This is a genomic window from Cupriavidus sp. FW305-3-2-15-C-LB2 (assembly GCF_058787575.1).
In genome coordinates this window covers 1-12,823 of the sequence record NZ_JBYSZW010000046.1, presented here as the reverse complement: position 1 = coordinate 12,823, position 12,823 = coordinate 1, and the positions used below count along the sequence as shown (strand labels likewise).

13 protein-coding genes are annotated in these 12,823 nt (G+C 69.6%); 3 read left to right on the top strand and 10 right to left on the bottom strand.

Features of this window, described 5'->3' with window-relative positions; genetic code table 11:
* Window positions 1–10: 10 nt before the first annotated feature.
* From AC3WRR_RS26810 to AC3WRR_RS26790, 5 genes are all read right to left on the bottom strand, one after another.
* The gene (locus AC3WRR_RS26810) at window positions 11–1,261 is read right to left on the bottom strand and encodes a VanZ family protein (RefSeq protein ID WP_011614363.1); all 1,251 of its coding nucleotides are present in this window, start codon (window positions 1,259–1,261) and stop codon (window positions 11–13) included.
* A gap of 19 nt (window positions 1,262–1,280) precedes the next feature.
* Window positions 1,281–1,910 carry an ABC-type transport auxiliary lipoprotein family protein gene (locus AC3WRR_RS26805; RefSeq protein ID WP_231881374.1) on the bottom strand — a complete coding sequence of 210 codons (630 nt, stop codon included), beginning with the start codon at window positions 1,908–1,910 and terminating at the stop codon, window positions 1,281–1,283.
* Between the two features lie 70 nt (window positions 1,911–1,980).
* Window positions 1,981–2,922, bottom strand: a complete 942-nt coding sequence (locus AC3WRR_RS26800; RefSeq protein ID WP_011614365.1) for an MlaD family protein — start codon at window positions 2,920–2,922, stop codon at window positions 1,981–1,983.
* Window positions 2,919–3,773: an ABC transporter ATP-binding protein gene (locus AC3WRR_RS26795; protein ID WP_010811499.1), complete on the bottom strand. Its 855-nt coding sequence runs from the start codon at window positions 3,771–3,773 to the stop codon at window positions 2,919–2,921. The genes AC3WRR_RS26800 and AC3WRR_RS26795 overlap by 4 nt, the downstream gene beginning before the upstream one ends.
* Entirely contained in the window at window positions 3,770–4,906 is a 1,137-nt protein-coding gene (locus AC3WRR_RS26790; protein WP_492298590.1) for an MlaE family ABC transporter permease, read from the bottom strand. Before AC3WRR_RS26790 ends, AC3WRR_RS26795 begins: the two co-directional genes overlap by 4 nt.
* A 171-nt stretch (window positions 4,907–5,077) precedes the next feature.
* Here AC3WRR_RS26790 and AC3WRR_RS26785 point away from each other — a divergent pair, with 171 nt between their 5' ends.
* The 3 genes from AC3WRR_RS26785 to AC3WRR_RS26775 are packed head-to-tail and all read left to right on the top strand — an operon-like array spanning window position 5,078 to window position 7,556.
* On the top strand, window positions 5,078–5,959 hold the full coding sequence (locus AC3WRR_RS26785) for a biotin--[acetyl-CoA-carboxylase] ligase (protein ID WP_037025304.1): 882 nt from the start codon (window positions 5,078–5,080) through the stop codon (window positions 5,957–5,959).
* Window positions 5,956–6,798, top strand: a complete 843-nt coding sequence (locus AC3WRR_RS26780; RefSeq protein ID WP_439668475.1) for a type III pantothenate kinase — start codon at window positions 5,956–5,958, stop codon at window positions 6,796–6,798. The genes AC3WRR_RS26785 and AC3WRR_RS26780 overlap by 4 nt, the downstream gene beginning before the upstream one ends.
* Before the next feature lie 41 nt (window positions 6,799–6,839).
* Entirely contained in the window at window positions 6,840–7,556 is a 717-nt protein-coding gene (locus AC3WRR_RS26775; protein WP_010811503.1) for an SPOR domain-containing protein, read from the top strand.
* Window positions 7,557–7,571: 15 nt separating this feature from the next.
* Here the strand turns inward: AC3WRR_RS26775 and rfaE2 are convergent, their stop codons facing one another.
* From rfaE2 to AC3WRR_RS26750, 5 genes are all read right to left on the bottom strand, one after another.
* Window positions 7,572–8,066: a D-glycero-beta-D-manno-heptose 1-phosphate adenylyltransferase gene (gene rfaE2 / locus AC3WRR_RS26770; RefSeq protein ID WP_010811504.1), complete on the bottom strand. Its 495-nt coding sequence runs from the start codon at window positions 8,064–8,066 to the stop codon at window positions 7,572–7,574.
* A gap of 717 nt (window positions 8,067–8,783) precedes the next feature.
* The gene (locus AC3WRR_RS26765) at window positions 8,784–9,647 is read right to left on the bottom strand and encodes a ferritin family protein (RefSeq protein ID WP_010811505.1); all 864 of its coding nucleotides are present in this window, start codon (window positions 9,645–9,647) and stop codon (window positions 8,784–8,786) included.
* 200 nt (window positions 9,648–9,847) lie between these two features.
* Window positions 9,848–11,113, bottom strand: a complete 1,266-nt coding sequence (locus AC3WRR_RS26760) for a patatin-like phospholipase family protein (protein WP_010811506.1) — start codon at window positions 11,111–11,113, stop codon at window positions 9,848–9,850.
* A gap of 37 nt (window positions 11,114–11,150) precedes the next feature.
* The gene (phaM, locus tag AC3WRR_RS26755; RefSeq protein WP_492298588.1) at window positions 11,151–11,942 is read right to left on the bottom strand and encodes a polyhydroxybutyrate granule multifunctional regulator PhaM; all 792 of its coding nucleotides are present in this window, start codon (window positions 11,940–11,942) and stop codon (window positions 11,151–11,153) included.
* Between the two features lie 74 nt (window positions 11,943–12,016).
* The coding region (locus tag AC3WRR_RS26750; RefSeq protein WP_492298587.1) for an enoyl-CoA hydratase/isomerase family protein at window positions 12,017–12,823 on the bottom strand (807 nt) is incomplete at its 5' end.

Sequence of the window (12,823 nt, the reverse complement as noted above, 5' to 3'; positions counted from 1 at the left end):
CCCGTCAGCGCTATTCCTGCGTACCGGCCGCGGCCGCCTCACGGCGCGCCGCGGCTTTTTTCCTGGCATGGCGGCGCAGGCTGACCTGTTCGAAGCGCCAGATCACATAGCAGAATGCCAGGAACGGCCACAGCCAGCCCAGCCATTGCGCCAGGCTGTTGAAGTGGATGAAGCGGCCCATGCGCCAGCCTTGCTCCGAGATCCACGCATAGGGGTTGGATGGCAGCACATTGGTCAGCACCACCAGCACGATCAGTGCCACCATTGCCAGCACCGCGCGCAGCCAGCGCGGCAGGTACAGCAGCAGCGCCAGCACCAGCGAACTGGTCAGCAAGGCAAAGCGCCCGCCCTCGGACAGCCAGACAAAAGCGCTCTCGGACGGAAACTGCAGTTCGGCCGCGGTAGCCTTGAGCAGCAGCGCGGCCGCCAGCAGGCCGGCCAGTATGCGCAGCATCGGCGCGCTGCGGCGCATCGCGATCGAGGCGAACAGGCCGGTGCCGACCCAGCTGCTGGCGGTCACCAGCGATTCCAGCAACTGCTGGCTCTGCATGTCCTCGGGCCGCAGGCCGATATGGTCCTGCCAGGCCTCAAGCTGCGGGAACACCATCTGCAGCGCCTGCATCGGCCAGGACTCCGGGTCGGTCAGCCATTCGCGCACGATGCCGCCCATGCCGAACAGGTGCTCTTGCGGAAACACCTGCGCAAACGGCCACAGCAGCAGCAGGATGATGGCAAAGCTGGCGTGCGGCTCGAACCACGCATGGCGCAGGCGCGTCAGGCGCCCGTCGTCGATCAGGGCCCGGGTGAACGGCGCCACCACCGCGCCGCCCAGCAGCGCGCCCAGCGCATTGGTGATCAGGTCGATATTGGAAGAGATGCGGCTTGGCAGCCAGGTCTGGAAGGCCTCCATGCAGGCCGCCAGCAGCGTCCCGGCCACAAGCGCCACCAGCGTGGCGCGCCCGCCCGACATGCGCGGATGCAGCGACAGCACCACCAGCGCACCGAACGGGAAGTACCCCAGCACATTGGTCAGCAGGTCGAAGTCGGTGATGTAGCGCGGCTTGGGCGCGCTCAGGAAGGCAAACGGCGAAACGCCGTTGTCGACCCAGCCCGAGAACGGGTACAGGCTGGCGTACACGACCAGCAGCGTGAAGCAAATCAGCCCCACTCGGGCCAGCGGCGAGTGCTGCGGGCCGGTGGCTTCCGGCGTTGGCTGAGCCGCCGGGGGCGGCGCGGAGGGCGGCGGGGGAGCCGGCTCCATGGCATTTCTCCTTGCGTGTCTACTTTAGCTGCAGCGTGCCGATCCAGTCGAGCAGCGCCGCGATCACCGCGTCGCTGGCCTCGGCCAGGGCCTTCACGCCGCCGGCGCCATCGGCGCTGGCAGCGGGCCGGCGTGCCTCGAAGGTCTGCTGGCCGAGCATGCCATGCTGGAACACCGTGGCGCGCAGCCGCACCACGCCTTCGCTGGTGGTGGCGCTGTCGAACACCTGGTCGAACTCGATCAGGTCCACCTTCAGCGCCGGCACGCTGCTGTCGCCGAACCAGCTCAGCGTGCCGCGCGCGGCCACGGCCTCGCGCAGCCGCTCGTCGAACAGGCGCGTGGGCGACATCACCCAGCGCTGCGTGGCGTAGGCCTGCAGGCGCTGCGCCTGCGCATACTGCAGCCGGTAGAAGAGGGCGTTGCCATCCAGCCAGTTGGGCCCATCGGTCTGCGCCACGCGCAGTTTGGGCAGCCGCGCCGGCGCAGGGTTCCCGTTGCCGGGGGTGGTGGCGGCCGGCGGGCCGAGGTCGTAGGTGACGGTGGGGTCGTTGCCGCGCGTCAGCGCGCAGCCTGACAGCGCCAGCCCCGCGGCGGCCAGCAGCAGGGCGGCCTGGAGGCGGGAGATCGCGGATCGGAGCAAGCGTGGCATCTCGGTCGCAGGGTTCACGGCGGTATCTCGCGGTTGGCGGTATCGGGTGAGGGGCGGCATGCGGGCCGCGCTACGGCGCGCTGAAGCCCGGCTCGCCCGGACCCGGCGCGGGCGCGGGCGCGCCGAACAGCACGCTGCTCGGGCTTTCGTTGAACTGGCCGGCGGCGCGCTCGAAGGTGCGCGCGGTCTGGCGCGCGTCGCGGGCCAGGCCATTGAGCTGCGGCAGGGTCTCTTCGCTGAAGGTGCCCGCCGCGGACTGCACCGACGAGGCCGCGCCCTGCAGGTCGCGCCCGACGCTGTCGACGGTGCGCATCACTGTGCCGTTGGGGTTGGCCAGCTCCTGCGTCAGGCGCCGGGTCGATTCCAGCGTGGCGTTCAGGTTCTCGGTCACCTTCGGCAGCCGGTTGGCGGCCGGGCCCAGCGAATCGGACAACCGCGAGTAGTCCTCGGCGGTCTTGCGCACCGAGCGGATCGCGGCCATCAGCTCGGCGCGGTTGGCGCCCTGGAACATGTCGTTGAGCGAGGCCATCATCGTCTCGACCTGTGTCAGCAGCGAATCGCCGCGTTTTTCCAGCTCTTCGAAGAAGCCGGGGCGCATGGCGATGCGGGCCACCGCCTTGGGCGAGGTCGGCAGCGGCGGCGAGGCCGTGGTGCCGTCGTGCGTAGCGCTGTCGTCCAGCTGCACGTAGGCGATTCCGGTCACGCCCTGGAAGCCCAGCGTGCCATAGGTGGTGCGCGTGATCGGCGTGTCCTTGTTGACGTTGACGCGCACAATGATCTGGCCCGGCACCTGCGGGTCGAACTTGATCGACTCGACCTTGCCCACCGCAAGCCCGCGGTATTTCACATCGCCCTGCGGCTGCAGGCCGTTGACGGTGGAGCGTGTGATCAGGTCATACGGCACGCGCACCGCGTGGTCGGTGCTGAACCAGAAGATCGCGAACAGCACCAGCACGGCCAGCCCGATGGTGAACACGCCGGCAAGGAATGCGTGTGACTTGTTTTCCATCATGCTTCTCCAGGGGGCGGCGCATCCGGCTGCGCGTGCGGCGGCAGCGCCTGCATGGCGCGCTGGGCGCGCTCGCCCAGGAAATACTCGCGGATGAAGGGGTGGTCCACCTTCACCACTTCAGGGATAGGCGCCGCGGCGATCACCTTGTGGTCGGCCAGCACCGCGACGCGGTCGGACAACGCCACCAGCGTGTCCAGGTCGTGCGTGATCATCACCACCGTCAGGCCCAGTTCGCGGCGCAGTTCGCGGATCAGCGCCACGTAGTCGTCCGAGGCCATTGGGTCCAGCCCGGCGGTGGGCTCGTCCAGGAACAGCAGCTCGGGCTCCAGCGCCAGCGCGCGCGCCAGCGCCACGCGCTTGATCATGCCGCCGGACAGGTCCGACGGCATCTTGTCGGCATCGCGCGCCGACAGGCCCACCAGCTGCAGCTTGAGCAGCGCGGCCTGGCAGATCAGGTTGTCGGGCAGCGCGCGCAGCTCACGCAGCGGCAGCGCGATATTGTCGATCACCGACAGCGCCGAGAACAGTGCGCCGCGCTGGAACTGCAGCCCCCAGCGGTTGCGCAGCGCCTGCAGCTGCGCCGGGCGCAGCCGGGTCGGGTCCTCGCCGAACACCTTGATGCTGCCCGAGGTGGGCCGCTCCAGCCCCACGATCTGGCGCAGCAGCACGGTCTTGCCGCTGCCGGACCCGCCCACGATCGACAGCACCTCGTCGCGGTAGACGTCCAGGTTCACGTGGTCATGCACCATGGCCTTGCCGAAGCGCTTGACCAGGTTGCGCACCTCGATGACCGGGGTGCGGTCCTTTTGGACCTTCCCGTCCTGGGTGGCGGTAGCTGGCGCGGCGCTCACAGGCCCACGTCCTTGAACAGGACGGCGAAGACCGCGTCGGCCAGGATCACGATGGTGATCGCGGTCACCACCGAGGCGGTGGTGCCTTCGCCCAGGCTTTGCGTATTTGGCTTGATGCGCAGCCCGAAGTGGCATGCGGTCAGCGCGATCAGGATGCCGAACACCACGCCCTTGCCCAGCCCCAGCCACAGGTTGGCTACCGGCACCGCATCGGGCAGCTCGCGCAGGAAGAAGGTGGCACTGATGCCCAACTGCATGCGCGCGGCCAGCATGCCACCGGCCAGCGCCATAACGTCGGTCCACGCCACCAGCAGCGGCATGGCGATGGCCAGCGCGATCACGCGCGGCATGATCAGCCGGAAGCCGTGCGAGATGCCCATCACGCGCATCGCGTCGAGCTCCTCGGTCACGCGCATCACGCCGATCTGCGCGGTGATGGCCGAACCCGAGCGCCCCGCGATCAGGATCGCCGCCAGCACCGGGCCCAGCTCGCGGATCACCGCCATGCCCAGGATGTTGACGATAAAGGTGCTGGCGCCGAAGGTGCGCAGCTGGTTGGCCGACAGGTAGGACAGCACGATGCCGATCAGGAAGCCGACCAGCGCGGTGATGCCCAGCGCCTTGTAGCCCACGTTGTAGATATTGGCCGAGATCTCGCGCCAGGGGCCGCGTTGCGGCATGCTTGCAAAGCGCAGCAGGTCGAAGGTCAACTGGCCCAGCATGCTGACGCCGCGGCCCAGTTGCGCGCCGAACGACAGCACGTTGGCGCCGAACAGCGTGACCGGGTTGAAGCGGTCCACCATGTGCTTCTTCCAGCCCTCGTTCTGCACCGCGGCGATGCGCTCGAACACGCGGCGCTGGCCCTCGCTGGCCTCGAGCCGCTGCGGCAGCGCGCCGTTCCAGGCCTGCCACAGCAGTTGCCCGCCGATATGGTCCAGCCGCTCGACGCCGGCCAGCGACCACTGCGCGCTGTCTGGCGCCTGCGCCAGCTCATGCAGTTGCGCGCGCAGCTGCCGCGCCTGGTGGCAGCCGGCCAGGGCGAGCGCGGTCCAGTCGCCACGCAGCGCTACGCTGACGGTTCCGTCCCCGCGCGTGATATGGAAGTCTGGCGTCGTCTGGCGTTCCAAGGGCATGCGATGTGATGGCCGAGTCTCGATTCTAAGCCACCCGCCCCGCTGGCGCGACCGCGCCGTGCCGAGGCGGCGGCGCGGCTACAATGCGGCATCTGCCGCAGGCACCCGGGCCGCACCCCGTCCCCGCCTGTGTTTTCTACGATCGCCATCGATCCCAACCCTTTGCCGCGCATGTCCGCCGTTCCTCCGACTCCATCCGACCCTTCCGCCCCATCCGGCGCCAACTGGCGCATTGATGCCGGCGCGCTGCGCGGCATGCTGTCGCCCGCGCTGAGCGACTGGACGCTGGAGCTGGTGGAGGAAACCGGCTCCACCAATGCCGACCTGACCGCGGCCTGCCGCCAGGCGCCGTGGACCGACGCCGCCAGGCTGCGCCTGGCTTACCGCCAGACCGCCGGGCGCGGGCGCCAGGGCCGGCCGTGGCAGGGGCAGGCAGGCATGACCTTCTCGGTGGCACTGCCGCTGGCGCTGGCGCCGGCGCAACTGAGCGGCCTGAGCCTGGCCGTGGGCCTGGCGCTGGCCGAGGCCCTGGGCGATGTCGATGCGCGACTCGGCGCACGGATCGGGCTGAAATGGCCCAACGACCTCCAGATCGATGGCCGCAAGCTGGCCGGCATTCTGATCGAGTCGGTGCCCGCCGGGCCGCAGCGCGTCTGGGCCGTGATCGGCATCGGCCTGAACCTGGTGCGCGACGCGCAGATGGAAGCGGCGCTGGGCCGCGAGCTGGCTGGCGTGGCCGAGGCCATGCCCGGCTTCGACGCGCAGCGCGATGCCCCGCGCCTGCTGGCCGCGCTGCTGGAACGGCTGGCGGCCATGCGCATCGCGTTCCTGGCGCACGGTTTCGGGCCGATGGCACGGCGCTGGTCCGCGGCCGATGCCTACCGCGACCAGCCGGTGCGGCTGCTGCACGAGGGCAAGGTGATCGCCGAAGGCATGGCGCGCGGCGTCGACGAGGCTGGCCACCTGCTGCTGGAAACGCCGGCGGGGCTTGAGCGCATCGCCAGCGGCGAGCTGTCGCTGCGGCCCGCGCCGGGGCAGGGAGACACCGCATGAGCGCGCCGCTCCTGCTGATCGATATCGGCAATACCCGCCTCAAGTGGGCCTGGTGCGAAGCCGGTGCGGCGCTGCCCGCCACCGGCGCGCTGCCCACGCCGTGGCAGCACGGCGGCGCGGTTACCCATGCCGACGCCGGCGCGCTGCAGGCGCTGGCCGCTGACCTGCGCGCGCTGCGCGGCAGCGGGCCGATGCCGTCGGTGTGGATCAGCAACGTCGCCGGGCCGGTGATCGCGGCCGCCGTGGATGCGGCGCTGGCCGACGCCTTCGGGGGCTGTGCGCCGGTGCAATGGGTGCGCAGCGCCGCCGCGCACGGCAACCTGGCCAACGGCTACCGCAAGCCCACGCAACTGGGCGTGGACCGCTGGGTCGGCGCCATCGGCGCGCACCGCTGGCTGCCGCACGACACACTGCTGGTGGTGACCGCGGGCACTGCCACCACGCTGGATATCGTCACGGCCGCGGCGGATGGCAGCGCGCGCTTCGAGGGCGGCCTGATCCTGCCCGGGCTGGCGCTGATGCTGGGCACGCTGGCGCGCAACACCGCGCAGTTGCCGGCGCTGGACGTGGACGACGCCGGCACCGTGGCCGGCGCGCACCTGCGCTGGGCCGACAATACGCACGACGCCATTGCCGCGGGCTGCCTGGCCGCGCAGGCCGGCGCCATCGAACGCACCTGGCGTGCGCTGGGCGAGCGCGGGCCGGGCCCCGTGCGCTGCCTGCTGTCCGGCGGTGCCCGCGGCGCGCTGGCAGGCGCGCTCGCCGTGCCGTTCGAGATGCACGATAATCTGGTGCTGCTCGGCCTGCACGCGATGGCGATGGCATCGGCCGGCGACTAGCGCGCAGCGCAACTTCTCACAGCCTCAATCCGCCCCGACCCATGACCGCCCCAGGCCAGCCCGCCCGGCCACGCTCGCCGCGCATCGTCCCGCTGTTGCTGCTGCTCGCCAATGCCGTGCTGCTGGGGGCGGTGCTCGGGGTGTTCGGCGCGAACCCGCTGGCCGGCTGGTTTGAAACCCCGCGTGAACCGCAACGGCTGCAGCAGCAAGTTCGTGGGGAGCGGATGCGGGTGCAGGCGCCGGCGTCGGCACCGGCGGCGGGTGCCGCACCGCGCAGCGCGCTGCCGTCCGCCACGCTGGCGGCAGCTTGCGTCGAGATCGGTGGCTTCAGCGCCCAGGCGGCGCGCCGCGCCACTGAAGACCTGGCCGCCGCCGCGCTGCGCGTGGAAGCGTTCGCGCGGCAGGAACAGGTGCGCTGGTGGGTCCATCTGCCCGCGCAGCCCACGCGCGAGCATGCCGAGCGCAAGCTGGCCGAACTGCGCCGGCGCAATGTGACCGAGTACTCGCTGGTGACCGCTGGCACGCCCGAGGCCCCCACCTATACGGTGTCGCTGGGCCTCTTCCGCGAGCGCGAGCGTGCCGAGCAATATCTCGATACCCTGCGCGGCTACGGTGTGCGTACCGCCATGCTGACCGAGGCCGCGCGGCCGCTCACGCGGCAGTGGCTGCGCGTGCGCGATGCCGACCACGCGGCGCGTGCCCGGCTCGAGGCCATGCGCCAGCGCTACGGCGCCGAGGACGTGCTGGCCTGCTCCTGAGCGCCCTGGGCTGCCTTAGCTGCCCTGGCGCACCCTGGTCAGCAGCTTGGTGGTCGAGCGGTCGTGCAGGAAGGGGATGGCGTAGGCCTGCCCGCCCCAGCTGCGCACCAGCCGGGTTTCTTCCAGCGTGTCGATGTCGTAGTCGCCGCCCTTGACGTAGATGTCGGGGCGCACCAGGCGGATCAGTTCCACCGGGGTCTGTTCGCGGAACATCGCCACCAGGTCGACCGACTCCAGCGCGGCCAGCAGCGCCATGCGGTCCGATTCATGGTTCAGCGGACGGTCGTCGCCCTTGCCCAGCATCTTTACGGAAGCATCGCTGTTGACGCCAACCACCAGGCTTGCGCCCAGTGCGCGCGCCTGTGCCAGGTAGGTGGCATGGCCGCGGTGCAGGATGTCGAAGACGCCATTGGTGAACACCAGCGGGCGCGGCAAGGCGGCGATGCGCGCGGCCAGCGCGGCGGGGGTGTCAGGCAGGGTCAGCTTGGATTCGAAAGCGGGTACGGACATGGGGTCGGCATCGGAAAGTGGAGGCTGGCCCCTGGTCGGAGCCGGCGTGCTTGCCCGAGATGGTACCCCTTCTTGGGATCCCCGCCGGCGGCGGGGTCCTGGTTACCCCGTCACGCACAGCCTCATGGCCGCGTCGTTGGCGACATCCCTGGCTGCCGGATCGGAGACCGGCCGGGCCTGCTGCACCGACGCGGTGGCAATGCCGCGCAAGGCGCCCTGCAGCGCCTGCCGCACGGCGTCGATATGCGCGGCCTGCGCGTTGCTGCCAGCTGCGGCTGGCGCTAATTCCGATATTATCGGAATTGCTAGGCATTACACCACGAATTAAATGAATTCGTAATGCTGGATTTACATCGAATTGATGGCCGGGGTAATTGAGGCGTGATTTAAATATTCTATTTCCGGATATAAATCTATTCGACAAACGGACGCCAGGCATGGGTTTGCCGCCGCCGCGCGAGAGCGCGGCAGTGCGCGGGACGGGAATGGAATGATGTAGTAACCGGTTACTACCTGCGTGGCAACTCGCTCGTTTATCATGCCAGGCGCTCGAATTTCCGGGACAAGGAAATCAGCATCGCAGAATACCCGCCACAGCCGGACCAGGTCCGGTGCGCCGCCGCGGGTCGCATTTGTCGGGAATGCGTCAAGGCAAAAGAAGGGAAAAGAAAAGCCCCGCTTCGGCGGGGCTTTTTTTCGTGCTGCCGGACTGGCCGCTCAGGCTTGCGCCGGCTGGGCCCCGCCCGAGCCTTGCAGGCTGGCGTTCAGTTCCTTGCGGTAGCGGTTCAGGTCCTGCACGGTTTCGAAGGTGCGTTCGAACAGCAGCGACATGTTGTGCAGAATCCGTTCGATGACCTTCTTCTCCCAGCCTTCGTCAAAGCGGATCTGCTCGTCCAGCCAGTGCTCGAGCCAGTCCGGATCCGGCAGGCGCGACTGCACCGTGTCGTTGGGGAACAGCGCCTTGTTGACGTGCAGGTTGGTCGGGTGCAGCGGCTTCTCGGTGCGGCGGGCCGAGGCCATCAGCACGCCGATCTTGGCAAAGGCGGCGCGCGCGCTGTCGCCGAACTGCGCCAGGTATTTCTTCATGTAGCGCAGGTAGGCGCCGCCATGGCGGGCTTCATCCTGCGACAGGGTGCGGTAGATATGCTTGATCACCGGTTCCGTGTGCCATTCGGCGGCGCGGCGGTACCAGTGGTTCAGGCGGATCTCGCCGCAGAAATGCAGCATCAGGGTTTCCAGCGGCGGGGCCGGGTCGAACTCGAAGCGCACCGCGTGCAGTTCTTCCTCGGTCGGCACCAGGTCCGGGCGGAAGCGGCGCAGGTACTCCATCAGCACCAGCGAGTGCTTCTGTTCCTCAAAGAACCAGATGCTCATGAACGCCGAAAAATCAGAATCGTGGCGGTTGTCGCGCAGGAACATCTCGGTCGCGGGCAGGGCGGACCATTCCGTGATCGCATTCATCCGGATGGTCTTGGCCTGGTCGTCCGTCAGCATGCTGGCGTCAAAGGAGTCCCAGGGGATGTCCTTGTCCATGTGCCAGCGGACGGCTTCCAACGATTTGAACAGTTCGGGGTAGAGCATGGTAAGCCTTTGAAATTACGGGCAGATTCTACCAGATGCGAATTATTCTCTTCTCCTTTTTTAGTCCGGATCGGGGCAAATGCAACGCTTTTTGACGCGGTTTGGCGCAGCCGGCTGCATATTGCGGGCGATCAGCGGAGCGCCGAGGCGTCAATGTGCCAGCCGCGGCGCCTGGCAGGACGCCATGTGCGGGCGGGTGCTCAGGGCGAAAGCGCGCGTTCGTCCACCGGCAGCGCGGCCGGTGGCGTGCCCGGGACGACGCCGAACAGGAACGCCGCCAGCTCGTCCGCCTGGGCCTCGGCATCGCGCTCGCCCAGTGCCATCAGGGCCTGGGTGAAGGCGGGTTCGAACAGCAGGTAGCTGGCGAAGGCGGCGCCGCGCGCCTCGGTGCCGCCCAGTGGCGCCAGCAGGGCGCGCACCGTGCGCGGCAGCTGCTTCTGGTGCTCGGCGGCAATGGCTTCGATTGGCTCGCTGGGGGAGATCGTCATCACCTGCACCGGGCGCCAGCCCTCGCGGTCGCCGGCCAGCTCCGGCATGCGCGCCAGCAGGCGGTTGATATGCAGCAGCCGTTCCAGGTCGGCGTTGAGCCCGTCCAGGAAGATGCTGGCGAGCGCCTGTCCGCCCACCTGCGCCAGCGACGGGTAGCCGCCGGCCGGCATGGTGTCGTACCAGCCCGAGCGCTGGCGCGAGGCCGCGCCGATCGCCAGCACGCGCGACGCGCCCAGGTGGATCGCCGGCGACAGCGGCGACATCTGCCGCATGGTGCCGTCGCCGAACCACTCATGGTGGCCGTCCAGCTCCAGCGGCATGGCCGGGAACAGGAACGGGATCGACGCGGATGCCAGCAGGTGGTCAACCGTGATCGGCGCCGGGATCGCAATGCGCTGGCTGCGGTGCCACGGATGGATGCGGTGGTGCGACTGGTAGAAGGTCACGTGGCGCCCGGTGCTGTAGGACAGCGCGGTGACCGCGAAGGCCTGCAGCGCACCGCTGTCCAGGCTGGCCTGCACGCGCTCGGGCTCGAACAGCTCGCCCAGCATGCTGCCCAGCGGGGTGTTGTCGAACAGGGCACGGGGCGCGCGCCGCTGCGTGGCCCAGCCCAGCGCCAGCGTGGACAGCCAGCGCGCACCCGACACGCCCACGCGCAGCACGTCGGTGCGGTAGACGTCGTCGGCATGGATGCTGTGCCACAGCGCCGCCAGGCTCTGCGTGGCGGCCTGGAAGTCCCCCGCCTGGATTGCCAGCCCGGCGCCGTTGATCGCCCCTGCCGAGGTTCCGGCGATGATGCCGAAGGGCATCGCGCCATGGCCCTTGCCGTGCCGCGCGGCAATGCGCGCCAGCCCGCTCAGCACGCCCGCCTGGTAGGCGGCGCGCGCGCCGCCGCCCATCATGATCAGCGCGGTGGCGGCGGGATTGGGTCCGGATTGCGACGCGGGGTGGGGGGCCGGGAAGGACTCGCGGTGCATTGCGTTGGTGTGGACGATTTGTCGGAGTATCTGGCGGTCAGGCTGCGCTGCTGCCGTTGGCGCCGTTGTTGCCCCCGTTCTTGCCATTGTCCTCGCCGTTGCCGGCGTCCCTGGCCGGTTTTGCCTTGGCCGCCTTTTTGGCCGGCGCCTTCTTTGCCGGCGCTTTCCTGGCGGCGGGCTTGCCCGTGCCGGCGGAGGCGGCCGTGCCAGGCGCGTCCGTCTTCGGTTTTGCAGCCGCCGCTTGCGCTGCGGCGTCGGGGCTGGCTGCGGTGCCGAAGCCGCCCACGCCGCCCATGCCGAACGGGGCGATGCTGGCCGCGGCGGCGCTGCTGGCGATCTGGTTGAACTGCTGTTGCAGCAGGTCCCACCACAGCGCGGCGTTGGGCGGCAAGGCGGAATCGGTGTCGCTTGCCGCAGCTTGCGGGCGCTCGGCGGCAGGCGGCTCTTGTTGCGTGCCGCTGTCGGCATCCGCGCCGGCGTCGCGCTCCGGCGCCGCGGCGCTGGGCGTGTTGGCCGCGCGCGCGACGTTTTCCATGGCGGACTGCATGGCCTCGGGCGACAGCGCGTTGCCGAAGGTCTGCAGCGCCACCAGCGTGGCGCGCTGCACTTCCAGGCCCTGGATGGTGGTGCGCAGCAGGTTGGTGTTCAGTTGCAGCCAGCTCTCCACGGCCTTCAGGTCGGCAATGCGCTTGTCGAGGTCGTCGAGGTCCATCGGCGGCGTCATTGCCTGCAGGCCGGGCATCATGCCGGCGGGCATGCCGCTGCCGCTGCCCCACAGCCGGCGCATGAAGTCGAAGCCGTTGGTGAAATCGGGAATCTGTCCGAACATGGTCGAGCGCTCCGTGTGCGGCGCAGCCCCGGGATTGGCCAGGAGGGCCCGTCGGGCCGGCGGCTGCGTCGTCGTTACCTGAACTGTGGCGGCCGCTTCTGGCGCAGGCTCGCCACGCCTTCGTGCACGTCGGGGCCGGCAAAGCCCATGAATTCAAGCGCCAGCGAGGTGTCGAAGGCGGGGCCGGCCATGCGCAGCCAGTTGTTGAGGGCGTACTTGGTCCAGCGGATCGCGGTCTGCGACCCGGCCGCCAGCCGGTTGGCCACCTCGAAGGCGCGCGCCACCAGTTCGTCCTCTTCCACCGCCAGCGAGACCAGGCCGATCCGCTCGGCTTCCTCGCCGCTGACCGACTCGCACAGCATCAGATAGTACTTGGCCTTGGCCATTCCGCACAGCAGCGGCCACACGATCGCGGCATGGTCGCCGGCGGCCACGCCCAGCCGGGTATGGCCGTCGACGATGCGCGCGCTCCTGGCCGCGATCGAGATATCTGCCAGCAGGCCCGCCACCAGCCCGGCGCCGACGGCGGGACCGTGCATGGCTGAGACCACCGGCTTGTCGCAGTTGATGACGTTGTAGACCAGGTCGCGCGCCTCGTGCCAGACGCGGGTGCGGGTCTCGAAGTCGTTGGCCATGTCTTCCACCAGCGCCAGGTCGCCGCCGGCGGAGAAGCCCTTGCCCTCGCCGCGGATCAGCGCCACGCGCACCTCGGGGTCGGCGGATACGTCGCGCCAGATCTCGGCCAGCTCGCGGTGCATGTTGGCGTCCGCCGTGGCCAGCTTCTGGTTGGCCGACTGGGCCGCGCCCATGATGATTTCGAGGATGGGGCCGTGGCGGCGCAGCGTCAGTGCGCGATAGCGCTCGTAGCGGGGGGAGAGGGG